Origin of the sequence: Actinomadura gamaensis (genome assembly GCF_042652125.1) — a bacterium.
Classification (GTDB): domain Bacteria; phylum Actinomycetota; class Actinomycetes; order Streptosporangiales; family Streptosporangiaceae; genus Spirillospora; species Spirillospora gamaensis.
Window position 1 is genome coordinate 411,740 of the sequence record NZ_JBHSIT010000004.1, and the last position, 19,272, is coordinate 431,011.

Annotated in this window: 19 protein-coding genes and 1 tRNA gene; 11 read left to right on the forward strand and 9 right to left on the reverse strand. The window is 72.3% G+C overall.

The genetic code is table 11. The features are described from left to right. Positions 1–727: 727 nt before the first annotated feature. Positions 728–1,291, reverse strand: a complete 564-nt coding sequence (locus ACFPCY_RS15995) for a helix-turn-helix domain-containing protein (RefSeq protein WP_378255821.1) — start codon at positions 1,289–1,291, stop codon at positions 728–730. Between the two features lie 50 nt (positions 1,292–1,341). Between ACFPCY_RS15995 and ACFPCY_RS16000 the strand changes: the two genes are divergently transcribed. After that, positions 1,342–2,022, forward strand: a complete 681-nt coding sequence (locus ACFPCY_RS16000; RefSeq protein ID WP_378255823.1) for a B3/B4 domain-containing protein — start codon at positions 1,342–1,344, stop codon at positions 2,020–2,022. After that, positions 2,022–2,885: an EamA family transporter gene (locus ACFPCY_RS16005; protein WP_378255825.1), complete on the forward strand. Its 864-nt coding sequence runs from the start codon at positions 2,022–2,024 to the stop codon at positions 2,883–2,885. The genes ACFPCY_RS16000 and ACFPCY_RS16005 overlap by 1 nt, the downstream gene beginning before the upstream one ends. A 147-nt stretch (positions 2,886–3,032) precedes the next feature. On the opposite strand, the gene ACFPCY_RS16010 is transcribed toward ACFPCY_RS16005, so the two are convergent. The 3 genes from ACFPCY_RS16010 to ACFPCY_RS16020 form a co-directional block, all read right to left on the reverse strand. After that, complete coding sequence (locus ACFPCY_RS16010) at positions 3,033–3,464, reverse strand: hypothetical protein (protein WP_378255828.1); 432 nt, start codon at positions 3,462–3,464, stop codon at positions 3,033–3,035. Positions 3,465–3,467: 3 nt separating this feature from the next. Continuing rightward, a complete protein-coding gene (locus tag ACFPCY_RS16015) occupies positions 3,468–3,806 on the reverse strand; it encodes a roadblock/LC7 domain-containing protein (protein WP_378255830.1) in 339 nt (112 codons plus the stop codon). Between the two features lie 115 nt (positions 3,807–3,921). Then, positions 3,922–4,947, reverse strand: a complete 1,026-nt coding sequence (locus ACFPCY_RS16020; RefSeq protein WP_378255832.1) for a hypothetical protein — start codon at positions 4,945–4,947, stop codon at positions 3,922–3,924. Positions 4,948–5,210: 263 nt separating this feature from the next. On the opposite strand from ACFPCY_RS16020, the gene ACFPCY_RS16025 reads away from it, so the two are divergent. Continuing rightward, a complete protein-coding gene (locus ACFPCY_RS16025; RefSeq protein ID WP_378255834.1) occupies positions 5,211–5,840 on the forward strand; it encodes a class I SAM-dependent DNA methyltransferase in 630 nt (209 codons plus the stop codon). A 274-nt stretch (positions 5,841–6,114) separates the two neighbouring features. Here ACFPCY_RS16025 and ACFPCY_RS16030 read toward each other — a convergent pair. From ACFPCY_RS16030 to ACFPCY_RS16050, 5 genes are all read right to left on the reverse strand, one after another. Next, a tRNA-Ser gene (locus tag ACFPCY_RS16030) sits at positions 6,115–6,199 on the reverse strand. A gap of 10 nt (positions 6,200–6,209) precedes the next feature. Further along, on the reverse strand, positions 6,210–6,647 hold the full coding sequence (gene tadA / locus ACFPCY_RS16035; RefSeq protein WP_378256446.1) for a tRNA adenosine(34) deaminase TadA: 438 nt from the start codon (positions 6,645–6,647) through the stop codon (positions 6,210–6,212). 220 nt (positions 6,648–6,867) lie between these two features. Continuing rightward, positions 6,868–7,305, reverse strand: a complete 438-nt coding sequence (locus ACFPCY_RS16040) for a tRNA adenosine deaminase-associated protein (protein WP_378255836.1) — start codon at positions 7,303–7,305, stop codon at positions 6,868–6,870. A 91-nt stretch (positions 7,306–7,396) separates the two neighbouring features. Then, positions 7,397–7,882: a tRNA adenosine deaminase-associated protein gene (locus tag ACFPCY_RS16045; protein ID WP_378255838.1), complete on the reverse strand. Its 486-nt coding sequence runs from the start codon at positions 7,880–7,882 to the stop codon at positions 7,397–7,399. Between the two features lie 272 nt (positions 7,883–8,154). After that, positions 8,155–8,556 carry a hypothetical protein gene (locus ACFPCY_RS16050; protein ID WP_378255840.1) on the reverse strand — a complete coding sequence of 134 codons (402 nt, stop codon included), beginning with the start codon at positions 8,554–8,556 and terminating at the stop codon, positions 8,155–8,157. Positions 8,557–10,715: 2,159 nt separating this feature from the next. Between ACFPCY_RS16050 and upp the strand changes: the two genes are divergently transcribed. From upp to ACFPCY_RS16090, 8 genes are all read left to right on the forward strand, one after another. Beyond that, positions 10,716–11,354 (forward strand): uracil phosphoribosyltransferase, encoded by a 639-nt coding sequence (gene upp, locus ACFPCY_RS16055; RefSeq protein WP_378255842.1) that lies wholly within the window; start codon positions 10,716–10,718, stop codon positions 11,352–11,354. 964 nt (positions 11,355–12,318) lie between these two features. Continuing rightward, positions 12,319–12,576, forward strand: coding sequence for a hypothetical protein (locus ACFPCY_RS16060; RefSeq protein WP_378255844.1), 258 nt, complete (start codon positions 12,319–12,321; stop codon positions 12,574–12,576). A 170-nt stretch (positions 12,577–12,746) separates the two neighbouring features. Beyond that, entirely contained in the window at positions 12,747–12,905 is a 159-nt protein-coding gene (locus tag ACFPCY_RS16065) for a hypothetical protein (RefSeq protein WP_378255846.1), read from the forward strand. A gap of 7 nt (positions 12,906–12,912) precedes the next feature. After that, positions 12,913–13,440 (forward strand): PH domain-containing protein, encoded by a 528-nt coding sequence (locus ACFPCY_RS16070; protein WP_253879999.1) that lies wholly within the window; start codon positions 12,913–12,915, stop codon positions 13,438–13,440. Positions 13,441–13,789: 349 nt separating this feature from the next. Then, on the forward strand, positions 13,790–15,226 hold the full coding sequence (locus ACFPCY_RS16075) for a helix-turn-helix domain-containing protein (RefSeq protein ID WP_378255849.1): 1,437 nt from the start codon (positions 13,790–13,792) through the stop codon (positions 15,224–15,226). Positions 15,227–15,365: 139 nt separating this feature from the next. Beyond that, positions 15,366–16,340, forward strand: coding sequence for an ornithine cyclodeaminase family protein (locus tag ACFPCY_RS16080; RefSeq protein WP_378255851.1), 975 nt, complete (start codon positions 15,366–15,368; stop codon positions 16,338–16,340). A 119-nt stretch (positions 16,341–16,459) separates the two neighbouring features. Then, positions 16,460–17,179: a FadR/GntR family transcriptional regulator gene (locus tag ACFPCY_RS16085; protein WP_378255853.1), complete on the forward strand. Its 720-nt coding sequence runs from the start codon at positions 16,460–16,462 to the stop codon at positions 17,177–17,179. Positions 17,180–17,616: 437 nt separating this feature from the next. Then, positions 17,617–19,155 carry a CynX/NimT family MFS transporter gene (locus ACFPCY_RS16090; RefSeq protein ID WP_378255856.1) on the forward strand — a complete coding sequence of 513 codons (1,539 nt, stop codon included), beginning with the start codon at positions 17,617–17,619 and terminating at the stop codon, positions 19,153–19,155. Positions 19,156–19,272 lie beyond the last annotated feature (117 nt).

Sequence of the window (19,272 nt, forward strand, 5' to 3'; positions counted from 1 at the left end):
CTCGACCTGAAGCCGCCTCCGACGCATCCGAACCCTCCACCCGACCCCAAACCGCGTCCGTTCGGCTTGAGGCCGCGTTCGTCCGGTCCGGAGCCGTGTCGACTCGGGCTGGGAACGCGGGATTCGCTTCGCCCGTGGTTGCCGCGTGCGCTCGGCCTTGCGAAGTCGTGTCTGTTTGGCTGGAGGCGGTGGGTTTCGCCTGGCGGGCGGCGTTCGGGGTGACCTCGGTGGTCGTCCTCCGGTGGGCCGCATCCGGCGTCGAGGCTTGGGCGGGGCGGCAGGCGACGCCGCGCAGGCGGGTGCCCAGCAAGGCCGCGGACGCCAGGGACGATTCAGACGGGTCAGGAAATGTCGTCCAGGAGCTGCCGTCCCACCGGGCGGCCAGGGGTCTGTGCCCGGACGTGCCGACGACCCAGACGGCGTCCGGGGACGCGGCGATGCCGTACAGCAGGTGTCCGCTACCGGGAAGGGGGGCGGGCAGTGGCGCGTTAGGTACAGACCCGGACGAAACGGATGCGATAGGAATGTCCGGGGAGAGCGCCATCAGCGCGCCGGCCGCTTCGCTGCGGGTCCGGGCCGCGTTGCGGTTCACCGTGGGCAGCCCCTCGTGAAGGTGGAACGACACTTCCGTCGGTGGGGATCATCGACGGCGCGGGGTGTCCTGACAAGCCTCCCCTACTCGGAGAACGCGCGAGCGGCATTGGCTCGTTCCAGCGCGGGGAGCCGGTTACAGGTCCTGCACCGCGAGGATGAAGCGGACTGTCTCGGAGGTGTCGTTGCCGTACCCGTGCGTCCGGTCGCCGGGGAAGACCGCGGCGGTTCCGGCGGGGACGGGCTCGGCATGGCCGTCCACGTAGAGGGTGAGCGTGCCGGTCTCGACGTGTGCGATCTCCTTCGTGCCCGGCTTGTGCGCCTCGCTCTCGCGCAGCTCGCCCGGCCGCAGCTCCCAGCGCCACAGCTCCATGGTCGGCCGCGGGTCGGTGCCCGCGAGGAGCGTGCCGGTGCCGCCCGACTCGCCCTGCCACAGCACCACCTGCCGCGGCGGCGGGAACAGTCGGACCGGCGGTTCCTCCGACACCTGCACCAGCCGGACGAGCGGGACCCCGAGCGCGTCCGCGACCCGGATCAGCGTGCCGAGGTTGGGATTGCCGCGCGCCTGCTCCAGGTTGACCAGCACGCCCTTGCTGACGCCCGCGCGCTCGGCGAGCTCGTCCAGGCTCCAGCCGTGGCCCGAACGCAGCGTCCGGACGGTCCGCGCGACGGCCGCGCCGACGGCTTCCTGATCGCTCACCCGTGTCACCCTACCTTCGGTCGATATAATGGTATACATGGTTCGCTGAAATGACCGAGGGGAGTGCCGCCATGCTGGACGAGATCACCGTTGACACCGCCGTACGCGAGCTGCGTCCGGACTTCGCCGTGCTCCTCATGTCGGCGGAGGGCCTGGTCAACGGCCCTTCGGACGCCGCGTCCGAGGGCTGGCTGAGCGCGGCCGGGGCCGCGGCGAACGCCGAGGACCCGCACGTCGAGGCGTGGCGCGAGGCCTACACGGCGTTCGGCGCGAAGCCGAAGCGCACCCGGCCCTCCGTCGACGCGCTGCTCCGCCGCGCCGACTCCCTCCCCGCGATCAACCGGGTCGTGGACGCCTACAACGCCGTCAGCGTCGAGTACGCCCTGCCCATCGGCGGCGAGGACCTCGACGCCTACGAAGGGCCGGCCCGCCTCGTGCGCGCGCGTGGGGACGAGCCCTTCGACGTCATCGCCAACGGCGAACCCGCCGTCGAGCACCCGTCCGAGGGCGAAGTCGTCTGGCGGGACGACAAGGGCGTGACGTGCCGGCGCTGGAACTGGCGGCAGTGCGTCCGCACGCGCATCACCGAGGACACCAAGAACGCCCTGTTCCTGCTGGAGCGCCTGGAGCCGTACCCGCTCGACCGCCTGCGGGCCGCCGGCGACGCGCTCGCCGACCGCCTCCGCGAGATCTCCCCGGGCGTCCGGATCGAGTCGCGGCTGCTCGGCTGATGGTCACGATCCTCGCGCTGGGGGCCGCGCTGTCCTACGGCGTCGCCGACTTCCTCGGCGGCACGGTCACCCGGCATTCCAGCACGCTGAAAGCGCTGTTCTGGTGCGTCCCGGTCGGCCTCGCGGTGCTGTTCGGCTCCGCGCTGCTCACCGGACGTGTCCCCACGGCGACCTCCCTGACCTGGGGATTCGCCGCCGGGCTGGCGGGCGGCGCGGGCCTGATGACCTTCTACCGGGCGCTCGCCCGCGGACCGATGTCGGTGGTCGCGCCCGTCTCGGCGCTGGCGTCCGCGCTGCTGCCGATCGCGGTCGGCGTCGCGCGCGGCGAACGCCTCGACCCGACCGTCCTCGCCGGGGTGCTGATCTGCCTGGTCGCGATCGGCCTGGTCAGCATGGAGAAGTCGGACGGCCCGGTCGAGCGGTCGGGCAGCCCGCTCGACAACGGACCGCTCATGGCGGGCGTCTCCGGCGTCTGCTTCGGTCTGTTCTTCGTCCTGGTCAAGGCCGCCGGGACGGGCGGCGGGCTCTGGCCACTCGTCGCCGCCCGCGCGGGCAACCTGACCGTCGTCGCGATCGCGTTCGCCGTCGTCCTCGCGCGCGGCGGCCTGCCCGGAACCGGGGTGTCAGGCCGCCGCCTGATCGGGCTCGCGGTGCTCTCCGGCGCCCTGGACGCGTCCGCGAACGCCCTGTACTACCTCGCCGTGAACTCCGGCCTGCTCAGCCTCGCGGCCGTCCTGACCTCGCTGTATCCGGCGATCACCGTCCTGCTCGCCCGGATCGCCTACAGCGAGCGCCTCCGCGCCGTCCAGCGCCTGGGCCTCGCCCTGGCCGCCACCGGCGTCACCCTCGTGACCATCGGCTGACCGCTCCGCGCCGCCCCGCGCCGCCTCCCGAGCCCTCCGGCCGCCGAGCCACCGGGTCGCCGGTCCGCCCGGCCGCCGGTCCGCCCGGCCGCCGAGCCGTTGGTCCGTCCGCCCCCGCCGCCGCGTCTCGGCGGGGGCGGACGGGGCTCAGATGCCGGCGTGCTGCCGGACCACGCGCCTGGCCTGGGCGAACAGCATGCCGACGTTCACCGACTTGCGGCAGACCGCGACCGCCACGACGTCCTGCCGCGCGGTCATCCGGACGAACAGGTGCGTCACGTGGTCGCTGTTGACCAGCACCTCCTGGAAGTAGTGCTGGTCGCTCTCGACCCCGCGGCGCTCCTTGAACACGTCCTCGATCATCAGCACGGTGCGGCCCTGGAACAGGTCGAGCGTCGCGCCCGCCAGCAGGTCGAGCACCTCGCGGGGGTGGCTCTCGACCGTCTCGTACGCCAGCAGCATCCCGGTCGCCATGTCGACCACGCCGGCCGCCACGCAGTCGGGAACCTCGGACTGCATCGTCTTGACCAGGGACATCACCTGGTCGTTGAAGCCCTCGGGCAGGTGCTTGGGGGGCATTTCCTACTCTCCTTCGATGAGGATCGATCCGATCCGGTCCAGGACCGGCCGCGAGTGGCCGCGCAGCCGGCCTATGTCCAGCCCCTCGTCCCCGAGGACGACCATCAGCGCCAGGTCGCCCACGGCGTAGACCGCCGTGTAGCCCTGGCTGCAGTGCGCCACCGACTGGTCGAGATCTCCCTGGTCGGTCACCGCCGCCATCCGCCGCGCGATGCCGAGGCCCGCCGCCGCGACCGCGGCGATGTCGTCGGGATCGACTCCCGCCCCGGTGTCCGACGCGACGACCAGGCCGTCGGTGGCGGCCAGCACCGATCCGGTGATTCCGGTGACCCGTCTGCGCATGGCGCGCATTTCGCCGATCACCGCGTCCTGATCCATTTTCCGCCCTCCCGATCTCCGCGCCGCCCGGCCGTGCGCGGGTCCGCCCGCTTTCTCCGCCGACGAGAAATTCGCCGCCTCAATAGTCGGTGCCACGAGCCCGCCCCCGAAATCTCAGGAAATCTCGCCAGGTGGGTTCGTGGACTTCCGTTTCATCGTTTTCTTCAGGTGCTTCGCGCCGCCTTTTCGGGAGGGCGCTCGATACGACGACCGAACCGGCGGGCCCGGACGGATCGACCGGCCTCGGCGGGGGCGGCTCGAAGGCATTCGGCGGGGGTGCCTCGACCGATCTCGGCGGGCGACCGGACGGCGGCTCCGGCGGATCGAAGGGGCTCGGCGAGGACTGCTCGTAGAGGCTTGCCGGGGACTGCTCGAAGGGGCTCGGCGTGGACGCCGCCAGCGGGCGCAGCGGGCTCGCGGTGTCCCTGGCCCGCAACCCCGGTTCGCTCCCGTCCGGAACCACGGTCAGCTGCCCCTCGGCGAGCATCGAGGACGCCTGGACCGTCACCGAGTACACGCCGCGGCCGAGCACGAACGCGATGTCCCGGCAGCTCCGGCGGCCGTCGGCGGCCCGCAGGATCTCCCGCCGGTCCGTGGCCAGCGCGCCGCCGTCCGGGTTCACCACCGCGGCGAGCCGCTCGCGGTCCGGCAGCACCGCCCGGGGCAGCGCGGCCAGCGCCGCCAGCCTCCGGGACGCCTCGCGCAGCAGCGTCTCGGCCGGTTCGCCGCGCGCGGGACCGGCGTACGGCTGCGGATGGGTCACGCAGTCGTCCATCCGGCCCGCGATGATCGCGAATGTGGCGTCCAGCGCCGCCATGAGCCGCACGACGTGCAGTCCGGCCTCGCCGACGCTCCGGTTCGGGACGGTGTCCCCGGCGAACCGGTCGGTCGTGCGGAGCCGTCCCGACCGGGTGAGCAGGGTCTCGGGACCGGGCGCGCCCGGGCTGTCCACCGCCACGACCAGCCCGCGGCGCAGGTGGAACGTCCCGCCGGGCCGTCCGGTGACCCGCAGGACGCCGGAGAGCCCCTCGGCCGCGTTGAGGCCCAGAACGTGCGACAACATCCGGAAACCGGCGTCGTCGAGGCTCGCGTGAATGCCGGTCATGCCACCACCCGTCCGGCGCGATCACCGGGCCCGCGCGGGCGGGACCGGCGTTACTGGATGCCTCTGTCTACCAGTCGTAGGCGGCAATTCCGCAGGATTGGCGAGCTTTTCTCTGAAAGGAATATTCCCGGCATGTCGCAATGCGGGCAGCGGCGTGTTTCGCCGGACAAGTCGTATTAACCGAGAACGCCCCGGTTAAAGGGCTGAAGTCTGAATAGAAGATCGCTGGCCCGCGCCGCCGGCACCCCCTAGAGTGGACGCCCGTGTCCGAAACCTCCACTTACCCGAGCGCCACCGCAGACGCCTACGACGCGGTGGCCGACCTGTACACCGAGCTCGTCCAGAACATCCTGGACGACCAGCCCCTCGACAGGGCGGTCCTCGCCGCGTTCGCCGACCTCGTCCGCTCGACCGGCCGCACGCGGGCGGTCGAGGTCGGCTGCGGCCCCGGCCACATGACCGCGCACCTGCGCTCCCTCGGCCTGGACGCGTTCGGCCTCGACATCGCCCCCGCGATGATCGACATCGCCCGCCGCGACCACCCCGGCCTGCGCTTCGACCTGTCCTCCATGGACGCCGTGGACACCCCGGACGGCTCGCTCGCCGGCGTCCTGTCCTGGTACTCGCTGATCCACACGCCGCCCGCCGAACTCCGCCCCTACCTGGACGAGTTCCACCGCGTCCTGGCTCCGGGCGGCCACCTCCTGCTCGGCTTCTTCGAGGGCCCCGAGATCGCCCCGTTCGACCACAAGGTCGTCACCGCCTACCGCTGGCCCCTCGACGCCCTCGCCGAGCAGGCCGCCGCGTCCGGCTTCACCGAGATCGGACGCATGGTCCGCGAGCCCCGCACCGGCGAGCGCCACCGCCAGGGCCGCCTCTTCCTCACCCGCTGACCCGAGTCGCGGCCCGCTGGATCCTCCGGCACGCCTACGCCGTCCTGACCGAGATCCAGGACGGCGTAGACCCGCGGTCGGACGAGTACACGAAACCGCCCTACGAGCGCCTCGTCGGCGCCGTCCAGTCGTTCCGCGTCGAAGCGCGCAAGCAGCTACGCGTCGAATCCCCCGAGGACATCGCCCCCGAAGAACCCTGACCCCAGCCCGGTGCCCTTGGGAAAGCGAAAGGGGCGCCGGGCTGCCTTCGCAGCTCAGCGCCCCTTTACGGAAGCGGTGGCGGTGGGATTCGAACCCACGGAAGCTTGCACTTCACACGCTTTCGAGGCGTGCGCCCTCGTCCACTAGGCGACGCCACCGCAGAAGAGCCTACCGGACTCTGCGGGATGCGAAGAACTCGATGAGCGGAGCGGCGCACTCGTCGGCCAGGACGCCCACGATCACTTCCGGGCGGTGGTTGAGACGGCGGTCGCGGACGACGTCCCACAGCGAGCCGACCGCGCCCGCCTTCTCGTCGATCGCGCCGTAGACGATCCGGTCGACGCGGGCCTGCACGGCGGCGCCCGCGCACATCGTGCACGGCTCCAGCGTCACCACGAGCGTGCAGCCGGACAGCCGCCACTCGCCCCGCGCGGACGCCGCCTGCCGCATCGCGACGATCTCGGCATGCCCGGTCGGGTCGCCGGTCAGCTCGCGGTCGTTGTGACCTCGCCCGATGACGCGTCCGCCCGGGTCGAGCACGATCGCGCCGACCGGGATGTCACCCGCCTGCCCGGCGAGGAGCGCTTCGTCGAGGGCGAGACGCATGCTCGGCTCGTACTCGCGCGCGGCCTCGTCGGCGGACGGGATGCCGAACTCCACACTTTCCCCCGGCCCGGCGTCATCGGGAGGCGACGCGGCCAGCTCGAGGTGCGCCCCGGGTGCGCCGTCGGCGGTGCGCTGGGCACCGGACTCCGCGTGTGGATCGCGGGTGGCGTTGTCGGTGGGCGGGGCGCCGGACTCCACGCTTGGCTCGGGTGCGGCGTCGTCAGTCACGGAGGCGGTCGAACTCCTCGCCGAAGCCCGCGCGGTCGGCGACCGCCATCAGGGCGTCCCCGGGCAGCGCCCGTTCGCCCAGGTCGGAAAGCTGCTCCCCGTCCACGCCGAGGTCGTCGAGCAGGGCGGCGTCGCCGGACGGGTCCCCGTCGGGGGCCTCCCCGACGAGCGGCTGGAACAGGCCCGCGAGCCGGTCGTCCCGCACGGCGGACACGTAGGCGCGCGGCTCGTCGTCGCCGTCCAGGCGGACGATCGCGAACCAGTCGTCCTCCCGCTCGACCAGCAGCACCACCGCGTCCCCGTAGGACTCGACGGCGGCCTCGCGCATCTGGTCGGCGATGTCGTCGACGCTCTCGGCCTCCGCGAGCTCGGCCTCGGTTCCCACCCAGCCCTGCGGCGTCCGGGCGAAGACGGCGGCGAAATACGACACCTGTTCATTGTGGACCACGAGGATCCGCCGGTCACACCCCTCGCCGGGCGAGTTCACCGGACGTATGCCCGGAACGACCCGGAACGCGCCGTCAGGCGACGGCGTCCAGCGCCCGCTCGAAGGCGATGGCGAAGCCGAGACGGCCCGCGATGCTGAGCAGCATCTCGTCCGGATAGAGCTCCAGGTCGCCGGAGATCGCGCCCAGCTCCATCTCGTCCAGGCCCAGGTCCGCGAAGATCGACATGTCGCCGACCGGGAGCACCTGGTCGAGCTCCTCGTCCTCCGGGACGGGGATGTCCAGGTACTCCAGCACCTGCTGGGCGAGCGGCCAGTCCACCGAGGCGGTCACGTCCGAGAGGAAGACCATGTCCTCCTCGCCCAGCAACCGGATCGCGACGAAGAAGTCGTCACCCACCGATACCAGCCCGATCGTCCCGCCGAGGCTCGGCTGCTGGCGGAGGGCATGGATCAGCCCCTCCAGGTCCTCGGTCAACGCGACCGGGAGGACCTCAGCCTCCCAGCGAGCGTCCTCTCGGTACACCACGACGGCGAAGTCCGCCGCGTCCACATCCGTCATGTCCACCCCACCGGCGCGCGTGTCCTGCGAGGACCGGGGGAACGGGAGCCCCACCCCTCGCGAACCCCGCCGCCGTACCGGGCGGGGTGCCACGGCGTCCCTTCCGGACACCGCGCCGTCCGAATCTACTCGATCCGGCCCCGCCGGGAGCCTCGGATGGCCACCAGGGCAGCCCAGCGGGGACGATCGGGCACCCGGCGGCACGTTCACGACCTTGCCGGACGGCCCGTCTCAGCACTCTGACCAGGAAACTCGCCGCGTCGCGGCCCGGATCAGCCCAGGAACCGGAAGGTGCGGCGGCGCAGCGCCGCATGGATCTGCTTCCGGCGCGCCCGGTGTGGCGTCACCCGTTCACGCAGCTCGCGGGCCTCGGCCAGCTCCCGCAGGAACCGCGCACGTCGCCGCAACCGCTCCCGCGACTCCTCCGGCGTGAGATTCAGCACCCCCGCCTCCTGAAGGCTCGACTCCGTAGATACGTCCTCATCCCGGCCGGCGGCCGACCGGGCTCCCGGCCCGGCGGCCGACCGGGCTCCCCGTTCGGTGCCCTCGACCTCGGGAACCTCCTCGTCCCCGGCAGCCCGCGCGGCCCTCCGCCGCAGCGCGCGCCCGGCCTCCGACCGCAGCGCCCGGTCGCCACCGAAGTCCAGATCCCGCCGAGCGACTCTCCTGGCCACGAACTCGGCATCCCTCGCAGCCGCCACACCAGATGTGCGCCCGGACTCGGACCATGCGCCCGACTCACCACCCGAAGGCGCCGCCGTCTCACCGTCCACAGTGGCCCTCCTTCCGGAATCCGACCGCGGCCGCGCAGCACCGCGCCCCCACCGGACGCCCGAGCCGTCCGCCCCACGGCTCCCCGCGTCCTCCGGCCGCGTCCTCACACCTTGTTCAACGCCCGAGCGGGCCTCAACATCCCAGAGCCACGTAGAAACACTGCCCCCATAGGGCCGCGTCCCAGCCATCTCCGCCTCTTCCCCCGAACATCGCCGAGCCTCCGCGCCCGGCCCAGCCTCGGTACCCGTTTTGTCAGCATTTTCACCCCGCCGCCCCGTATCGGCAGCCGAGGGCTTCCCGTCCGCCTCCGGCACTCCCCGGTCTTCCGCTCCGCCGCCTGCCGGCGCTCCACGGCCCACGTGGTCGCCCTTCGGCTCCGCGTGATCTTCCGAGCTCCGAAACGCCTGCTCCGCGCAGCCCGCGGCCTCCCGAGCCGCGTCCCGCCCCTCCCTTTCCAACGCCCCCAGCGCCCCGCCCTCATCCCAAGCCGGGCTGGCACGTTCGTCTCGGCCATGCGCGACGCGACCAGCCGGAACGTGCACTACGCGCTCATACTGAGCAAGCGCCGAGGGGTCAGACTGCGCCCGCAGCGGCCCGTCATCTCGGACATGCGCCGCGCCGCAGTGCTCGGCTCCCGCCGGGTAGTCACCCCCACCTCCCGCTGCCCCGCCTCCCGCGGGATGCGCTGGGAAGCCCTCCCGAGCAGGCGCTGCACAGTCACATTCGGTCCGCGCTGAGGCGTCCTGCGCATGTGCTGGGCAGTCGTCCTGCGCATGTGCCGTGTGGCGATGTTCGGCTTGAGCTGGACGGTCTTCCCGAGCAAGCGCCGCGCAGTCGTCTTCGGCTCGCACGGGGCGGACGTCCTGCACGTGCGCCGCACGGCTGTTCGCGCGCTGCATCGGGGCATCGCTCTGGGGGTGCGCTGCGCGGTCAAGTTCGGCTTGTGCTGCGCGGTCGCTTTCCGCGGGCGCTGCATAGGTGTTCGTGCGTGGCGTCAGGGCGTTGTCTTGCGAGTGCGCTGCCTGGCCGCGTGCGGGCTGCTGCGCTGGGCGGTCGTTGTCCGCGTGCGCTGCTTGGCTGTCTGCGTGTGGCGTGGGTGCGTCGTCCCGCGGGTGCGCTGCGCGGTCGCGTTCGGCTTGTGCTGCGCGGTCGCTCACCGGGTGGGTTGCGCAGCTGTTTGCGCATGGCATCGATGCGTCAACCTGTGAGCGCGCTGGGGGGCCGTGTTCGGCTTGGGCTGGACGGTTGCTCCCTGCGGGCGCTCCATAGGCGGTCGCGCGCGGCATCAGGGCGTCGTCCTGCGAGTGCGCTGCCTGGCCGCCTGCGAGCTGCGTTGGGCGGTCGTGCGCTGTGCCCGCTGGGCGGTCGTGCTGTGGTTGTGCTGCTTGGTCCTGGGCTCGCGGGCCATGACCGTGCTGGTCCAGCGCTGGACGTTGGTCGCGTGTCGCAGTGCCTTCGTGGGGTGGTGGAGTGCGTTCGTCCTGGTGCGGAAGGGTGCGAACGTCCTGGCGTGGGGCGTTGCGGGCGTTCGAGGAGCGGCTGGCGTTGCTTTCGTGAGAGCACGCGGCGCGGTCAGTGTGGGATGGGTGAGCGCCTGGGAAAGGGCCTTCGGTGCCGATCTGGAGTGGGCTGGGCTCCTGGGCCTGCGCGTACTGGCCGGCTTGTGACTGTGCTCGCGCCGAGCCGGCTTGCTGCGGCTGGACGGCGGGAGGCTGTGGGACGTGGCCGGGGTGCTGTTCCGAGGGCTCGGCCGGGGGGAGATTGCGGGCTTGATCTGCGGGAGACGCGGTGGCGAGGGGCGGGGAGGACGGCTCGGTGGGCGGCTGAGGGGCGGAGGGCCCGGGCCGGGTGGGTCGGTGGTCGGGTGCTTCCGGACGGGCGCTTGGGGTGTGCGCCTCAGCGGGAGGGTCGGGGGCAGGCTCCCGGACTGGCCGGGAGCCGCCTCTCAGACGAGCTTCACGATCGCTGTCCATACCGGGATGGTGCCCAGCGGTTCGTCGTCCTATCCGCAGGCCGGGCGCGATCTGATCAGCGGTCCGAGGTCGGCTACCGTGAGCACATGCAGACCCTTGCCGTCGACCACCCGCTCGTCGCCCACAAGCTGACCACGCTGCGGGACGTGCGCACCGACTCGCCGACCTTCCGCCGCCTGGCGGACGAGCTGGTGACCCTTCTCGCCTACGAGGCGACCCGGGACGTGCGGGTGACCGATGTCACCGTTCGGACGCCGGTGGCCGAGGCCCACGGCGTCCAGCTGGCCAGCCCGAAGCCGCTGGTCGTGCCGATCCTGCGGGCGGGCCTGGGCATGCTGGACGGCATGACCCGGCTGCTCCCCACCGCCGAGGTCGGCTTCCTCGGGATGATCCGGGACGAGGGCTCCCTCCAGGCCCAGACCTACGCCACCCGCCTGCCGGACGACCTGTCCGGACGCCAGTGCTACGTCCTCGACCCGATGCTGGCCACGGGCGGCACCCTCGCCGCCGCGATCAAGCTCCTCCTCGACCGCGGAGCCCGCGACGTCACGGCTCTGTGCCTGCTCGCCGCTCCGGAGGGTCTCAAGTACCTCGAAGAGGACCTCGCCGACACGGACGCCCCCATCCGCGTGGTGACCGCCGCCATCGACGACCACCTCAACGAGCACGGCTTCATCATCCCCGGCCTCGGCGACGCCGGCGACCGCCTCTACGGCGTCGTCTAACCCGCCCGGCCGCCCCCGCGCTCGCGCCATCCCCACGCTCGCGCCATCCCCGCAACCGCTCCGAGCTCAAGCCACGCCGCCTCCGTCGACGCCACCCCTGCCCGCGCGCACGCTGCCCCCGCGCCGCGACCGTCCGACGCGTGACGCTCGGCTCGTCCTCTTGAGCTGTCCGGACGCCGGGACAGCTCAAGCTTGGCTGGCCTGGCTCGCCCGCTCCCGACCTAGCCCCTCGGATCGGTATGACGGTCTGGCATGACCGGTCCGGCTCGTCGGCTTGACCTCGTCCGGCTGGACCTCGTCCGACTCGGCTCGGCTCGGCCCGCCCGGCTGGGCTCGGTCTCGTCCGGCTCGGCTCGGCCGACTCGGCCCCATCCGGCTCGGCCCCATCCGGCTCGGCTCGGCCGACTCGGCCTCGGCCAACTCGGCCTCGGCTGGAGCGGCCTGTTCTCGGGCCGTCCGGGCTGACCGGGGTAGTTGGCTTGAGCTGGGCGTTCGGCTCGTCGGAGCTCAACCTGTCCGGCTGTTCCGACCAGCTTCAGCTCGCGGCCCGGCTTGTCCCAGGCCACCTGGTTTGGCTGGTCTGGGTTGGCGCTCTCGACGGACCGGAGCGGACCGGGCCGTGGGCGCGGGGAACTTGGCTGGCGCTCGGCGGGTGCCCGTGGCGCTTGGTTAAGGCATGGGCTCCGGCGCCCACAGTCATCTGGTCTCCGATAGATCACTCCAATGCTCGTCGGTGAGGCTTGTTCGGGCGCAAGCACGCGGCCACTGAGGCGCAGGGCGCGTCACGTTCGACCGGAGAAACGTCATGCCGGCATGGGGGCCTGCTTAAACGATCTTGGGTTCCCCGGGTGTTCGCGGTGGGTAGTAGCCCATTACGGAACGTCGGTGGGCGTTCCTCTCCGCCGCTCCGGCATACGGGGACGGTTCAGGACCGGGGCGGGGGGCGCGCGCTTGGGGGAGCGTCATGGCTCAGCGACCGGACTCCGAAGCTCCGTACGACGAGATCGGCGAGCGGCTCGCTCGCGAGTTCTCCGGGGTGCACGACGGACGGACCGTGGAGCGGTGCCTGGCCGCCGCGCGGTACGGCGCGCTCGAGGTGACCGGGAACGCCTCGCCCGAACTGGTGGAGCGCGTCGCCCGCAAGCACCTGAAGGTGCTCGCCGTCGTTGCCGCCGAGAAGCGCCGTCGATCACCGCGTACCTCACTGGGGAACACCCCCTGACCCTTCCGTCTCCGTCGTCCCTCACCCCACAGAACGAACGAGCCCCGCGAAACGTTGGGGCCAGGTTCGGGTGACACGGCGGCGGGGACGCTGCGCGGGTGCTTTGCGCTGCCTGAACGCTGTGCGAGACTGACCGAGGGTCCGTGGGTCATCCGCACCGGGAGGCATGAGTGCCCGCCAAGAAGTACGTCGCGTGGGCGGCCGCCGCGGTGGCGGTGGCCTACCTGGTGCAGCGGCCCGAGGGGGCCGCGCGCTCGGTCGCCCGCGCCGCGGAGGGCCTGACCTCCGCCGCAGACTCCGTGGCCACCTTCCTCAACGCGCTCGGCTGAGGTTCCCATGCGCCTGGTCACGCCCGGTGACTCCGCTCCCGCGTCGGTCAACAAGTACCTGCTCCCGCACGAGACGCAGGTGATCACGGTCCGGCGGCATCCGGCCGTGCTGATGCTGCCGGTCGGGCTCGTCCTCGGCGGCCTGATCATCGCCGGGGTGCTCAGCAACACCCTGGCCAAGGACGCGGGCACGGTGATCAGCTGGATCTGGTGGGGCTGGCTGATCCTGCTGGCCTGGTTCGTCTGGCGGGTGGCGGAGTGGTCGGTGGACTACTTCGTGATCACCAACCAGCGGATGCTGCTCACCACCGGCCTGATCACGCGCAAGGTCGCGATGATGCCGCTGGCGAAGGTCACCGACATGAGCTTCAAGCGGACGGTCGCGGGCCGGATGCTCGGTTACGGGGAGTTCGTCCTGGAGTCGGCCGGTCAGGACCAGGCCCTCTCGGCCGTCCCGTACCTGCCCTACCCGGAGCAGCTGTACCTGGAGGTCTGCGAGATGATCTTCCCCAACAAGAACGCCTCCGACGACTGACCCTCCGCGCCGCATGTGATCTGCGTCACTCAGCGGTGGAGGCTGCGACCGCCCAGGTCACGGGCGGACGCGGCGACACGCGGTTTGGCGTGCGCCTTCTCCTCGCCCGCCCGTCCGGCAACGCTCCGGCCAGCGGGATCAGGCGATTGCGTCGGGTGAACGTGGCCGTGGTACGGCTTCCGTGCGCGATGCCCGTAGAGCATGATCTACTGGGTTGAACCGTTATCACCGCCAAAGCCGTATCTAGGGACGACTGGGACCGCTTCGTTACTCTCGACGTGCGATAACCGACGATGTGCAATTATGTCGGAACCCCAGCCGCCTGTTTACTTCCGCTAAGTGAGTTCTCATGCCGGGTCCAGGCAACGTCGGGGAGCGCGTCCGCAACCTACGGCTGACCAGACGCTTGTCACAGGCGCAGCTCGCCGGACACGACCTCTCCGACAGCTACATCTCGTTGATCGAGTCCGGAAAGCGGACTCCAACCCCAACCGTGCTGCGGATGCTGGCCGAGCGTCTCGGGTGCACGCCCGAGTACCTCGCCGAGGGCGTGGAGCCCGAGCAGCGCGCCCACCTGGAGGTGCGGGAACGTCACGCGCATCTCGCCCTGCTCGCGGGTGATCCGCGCGGCGCGGCGTCGGTGTTCGAGGACGTCATCAAGCGCAGCGACGACCCGGACCTCACCGCGCGGGCGCGGGAGGGCCAGGCCCACGCGCTGGAGCGGCTCGGCCGCGTCGAGGACGCGATCGCGCTCTTCGAGGAGCTGCGCGAGCAGGCCGAACGCGACCCGGGGCGGACCAGCTGGCTGCCCCCGGTGATCGCCCTGGCGCGCTGCTACCACGCGGTCGGCGACCTCGGCCAGGCCATCGCGCTGGGGGAGCGGACACTCGCTCGCCTGGACGAGCTGGGCCTCGCGCGCGGGCACGAGCGGATCGAGGTGGGCCGCATGTTGCTGCTCGCCTATGTGGACCGCTCTGATTTCGGACGTGCCCACGCCCTCGGCCGCAGGCTGCTCGCCGCCGAAGAGGCAGGACGGTCCGGAGACGGCGACACGCTGAGCGTCTGCTACCAGCAGGCCAGCGTCCGGGCGCTGGACCAGAACGCGATCGGCGACTCGCTCTACTTCGCCGACCAGGCCCTGGCCGCGCGCGGGGAGGGCACCCGTCCTCGTGCGCTCGCGCGTCTGGACCTCGCGGCTGCGAAGGCCCTGCTCCGTGGCGTCCCGGCGTTCTCCGCCGAGACGCCCGTGCAGGAGGACATGCCGCTCGGCGCGTCCCCCAGCGCGGCCGAGGAGGCGCTCCGCCTCCTGCAGGGCGCCGAGGACCTGGAAGGCGCCGAAGTCACCGAACGCACCGTCGAGACGGCGCGCGCCCTGGTCATCCTGGGGCAGCCCGCGCAGGCCATCTCCCGTTTGGAGGAGTTCCTCGAAACGGGGATGGCCCTAGCCGCTCCGACGGAGGACGGCGTCAGCGGCCTCGGCCCACCGCCGGGTACCGATCTGGTCGCCCGCACGCACAAGGTGGCTCAGGCTCGGCTCGTCCTCGCGCGCGCACGCGTCGCGCAGCACGACCCGCAGGCCGCGCTCGTCGTGCTCCGCGCCGCCGCCACCCAGCTCGGCGAACTCCCCGCGAACCGCGGGACCGCCCGGCTCCTCCACGAACTAGGTGAACTGTTCCAGATCGCCGGTGACACCAACGCCGCCACGACCGCTTACCGGCAGGCGCTGGAGGCCGTCGGCCTCCGCGCCGCGCGTCCGCACACCGCCCCCTGCGACGTCGGGGTCTGACTCCACGCCTGATCGGAAGCGCCACTCGGGTACCTGCTGCCGCTCGTCTCGCAGCTCCCGAGTGGCGCGTTCCATCTGTGCGAGGGGCCCGTGTCGCTCCGCGCTCGGGAATGTCAGAGGCGCTGGATACGGTGCGGACGTGATCGTGCTTTCGCGGGCGGACGTGGAGGAGTTGCTGGACGTCGGGGCGCTGGTGGACGCCCTGGCACCGGCCATGGCCGACCTCTCGGCGGGGAGGGCGGCGGTTCCGGACCGGACGGTGGCGCCGGTGCCGGACGAGGACGCGTTGCTGCTCGACATGCCCGGCTACGCGCCGTCCGCGAAGTTGCTGATCAGCAAGCTCGTCTCGGTGTTTCCGGGGAACGCCGGGAGCGAGGTGCCGGTCCGGCAGGCCGTGGTGGTGGCGTTCGACGCGCGAACGGGGGAGCCCGCAGCGTTCTTGGACGGGACGTACATCACCGCGGTCCGGACGGCGGCGTGCGCGGCGCTTTCGGCACGCCTGCTGGCGCGTCCGGACGCGTCGGTCGCCGCGGTTTTCGGAACCGGCCCGCAGGCCCGCGCGCACGTGCGAGCGTTGCCGTACGCGCGTACCTTGCGGGAGATCCGGGTCGCGGGACGTGAGTTCGAGCGATCGCGGGCCTTCGCCGACGAGATGTCCGGCGATGTCCCGGTGCGTGCTGTCGCCTCCTACGAGGAGGGATGCGACGGCGCGGACATCGTGTGCGGCGCGACCTACGCGGTCGAGCCGGTGATCCGTCGTGCCTGGCTCGCCCCCGGCACCCACGTCACCTCGATCGGCTACAACCCGCGCGGGCGCGAGGTGGACGACGCGACCGTCGCCGGCGCGGCGCTGTTCGTCGAGTCGCGGCGGGCCGCGCTGGGGGCCGTCCCGCCGAACCTCGACCTCGCCGAGCCCCTGGAGCGAGGCGTGATCACCGCGGAGCACGTGCGGGCCGAACTGGGGGAAGTGATCGAAGGCACGCGGCCGGGGCGGACGAACCCGGACGAGATCACGCTTTACAAGTCCGTCGGCGTCATCCCGCAGGACATCGCCGCCGTTTCGCTGATCCTGGCGGCGGCACGCGAACGAGGGCGTGGTGTCACCGTCGGGTAGGTGATCAGTACCACCTCGGGAAGGAATGAATTACCGGCGCGCGACGTCCTAACATGGAGACATGGGATGATTGGTTCACCGGAGGCCAAGCCCGTCCTACGTGCCCTGTGAGGAGGAACGTGACTCTGCGGACAGCTCGCCGCTCGTCCCTCGTCGAGCAGGTGATCGACCAGCTCAGGGACGAGATCGTCGCGGGGGCCTGGCCGGTCGGCGGCCGGATCCCGCCCGAGCCGGCGCTGTCGGAGAGCCTCGGCGTGGGCCGGAACACCGTGCGCGAGGCCGTCCGGGCGCTCACGCACGCCGGAATCCTGGAGAGCCGCCAGGGAGACGGCACGTACGTGCGTGCGACGAGCGAGATGTCCGGTGCCATGCGGCGCCGGCTGGAACGCGCCGAGTTCGTCGAGATCCTCGAGGTCCGGCGCGGGCTGGAGGTGGAGGCCGCGCGGTCGGCCGCCGCCCGCCGCACGCCCGCCGACATCTCGGCGATCGAGGCCGCGCTCGTCCTGCGCGATGCCGCGTGGGCCGCCCGCGAGCACGCCGAGTTCGTCGAGGCCGACCTCGCGTTCCACACCGCCGTCGTGGAAGCCACCCACAACGGCATGCTCATCGAGCTGTACCGCGACTTCAGCGCGGCGCTGCGCGCGAGCATCGGCGCGGCCGGGCCGCTGGTCGAGCACGCCGACATCCCGCACGCCCCCATCGCGGCCGCCATCACCGCGGGCGACGGCGAAGCCGCGGCGTCCGCCGCGCGCCGATGTCTCGACCGGATCCTGGACGAGACGGCCGGCGACCACCCTCCCGGTGACGACGTCGAACGTTCCGTTCCCGACGTCCCCTGACCCGTCGTATCGCCCCTTTTCCGAAAGAACGGTACGAGTTACGGCCGGCGAGCCAGCGCTCCCTCCCAGAGCGCTCGGTTGCGGCGGGCCGGAGCGATGCAGCGCGGCAACGCTCCTGGTCAAGCCCGCTGGCCGTGATCGTGGTGACGCAGCGTCGCGTCCCTTGACCCCGCTTGAGGGGACCGTCTTTTCGGCCACTTCGCCGGTTTCGGCTCCATGGCGTCCGTCCCCACGGGCAGCCCTCTCGCCAGGCGATGCGGCATGCCCGAGCTCTTGGGACGGGCCGAACAGCAGCCGGCGGCTCGGCGGCCTGTGAGCCGTTTGTAGCCGGGCCTTTCGGGGCGCACCAGAACAAGGCGGCATCGGCGCCGCGGACATGGCCACCAGACAGATCACGACGATGTCGCCGCGCCGGCGGCGGCCAGGACCGAAGGATCATGACTACCACGACACGCACCCCCGCCCCGGCCGTCTCGCGACTGACGGCACTCTGGACCCTCGCCGGGCTCGTCCTGCTCACCGTGAACCTGCGCGCCGCGATCACCGGCGTCGCCCCGGTCCTCGGTGACCTGCAGGATTCGCTGCACCTGAGCGGCGTCGAGGTCAGCGTGCTGACGACGCTCCCCGTGCTCTGCCTCGGGCTGTTCGCCTCGGCCGCGCCCGTGCTCGCGCGGCGGATCGGCGCGGAGGCGGCGATCGCGGTCGCGCTCGTCCTGATCACGGTCGGGATCGCGCTGCGGGCCGTCCCGGCGCAGCCCGCGCTGTTCGGCGGGACGGTGCTCGCGGGCGCGGGCATCGCGATGGGCAACGTGCTGATGCCCGCGGTGATCAAGCGCGCCTTCCCGAGCCGGGTGGGGTCGCTGACGGGTCTCGCGATGATGCTGATGGCGGGCAGCGGCGCGATCGCCGCCGGGCTGGCCGTCCCGCTGGACGGCGCGGGCGGATGGCGGCTGGCGCTCGCGGTGTGGGCCGTCCCGTCGCTGATCGCGGTCCTGGTCTGGGGACCGCTGGCCCTGCGCTCACGCCGAGCCCGCCGCGCCGCAACGCTTCCCGCCGCGTCCCCCGCCGGGCCCGCTGCCGCGCCCGCCGCCGCGTCCCCCGCCGGGCCCGCTGCCGCGCCCGCCGCGGCGTCTTCCGCCGGTTCCGCCGCCGCATCCACCGCCGCGCCCGTTGCCGCGTCTTCCGCTGGGTCCTCCGCCGCGTCTTCCGCCGGGTCCGCGGTCGCGGCTGCGGTGGCGCCCGTTTCCGGGTCTGCGGTCGGCGAGTCGGACGCTGCCGTTCAGCGTTCGTCGTCGCTGGGGCAGGCCGAGGCCGAGGGCGGCACGCTGCTGCGTTCGCCGCTGGCCTGGTTCGTCGCGGGGTTCATGGGCCTGGCGTCGCTCATGTTCTACGTCCTGATGTCGTGGCTGCCGCAGATCATGCGGGATCACGGCTTCGCCGCCGGCGAGGCGGGCGTGATGGTCTCGGTGATGATGCTGATCGGTATCCCGCTGGGCTTCGCGACCCCGGTCGCCGCCGCCCGGATGCGCCACCAGAGCGCCCTGGTGCTCGGGGTCGCCGTGACGATGGTCCTCGGCATCGGCGGGCTGCTCGTCGCGCCGTCCGCCGGATGGCTCTGGGTGGCCTTCCTCGGCCTCGGCACGGGCAGCGCCTTCCCGCTGGCGTTCACCCTGCTCAACCTGCGGTCGCCGAGCCCGATGATCGCCGCGCGGCTGTCCGGGATGGCGCAGACCGCGGGCTATCTCCTCGCCGGTGTCGGCCCGCTGGCGGTCGGCCTGCTGCACGACCTGACCGGTGGCTGGACGATCTCCCTCGGGCTGCTGTTCGTCCTGATCGTCCCCGAGGTGATCCTCGGTGTGCTGGCCTCGCGGCCCGGCTTCGTCCAGCCGAGCGCGACCACGGCCGAATCGGAGCTGGAGCAGCTGATCGAGACCGAGGCGGCGCTCTCCGTCCGCGAGCCCGCTCGGACGCGCTGACCCACCCTCCGTCCGGAAGGCGGCTCAGACGACAGCCGTGAGTCGTCCGGTCGTCCAGGGCCCTCCGGTTTCCAGCCCGGGGCTGACGGACGATCGCCGTGATCGTGACAGGGGCCG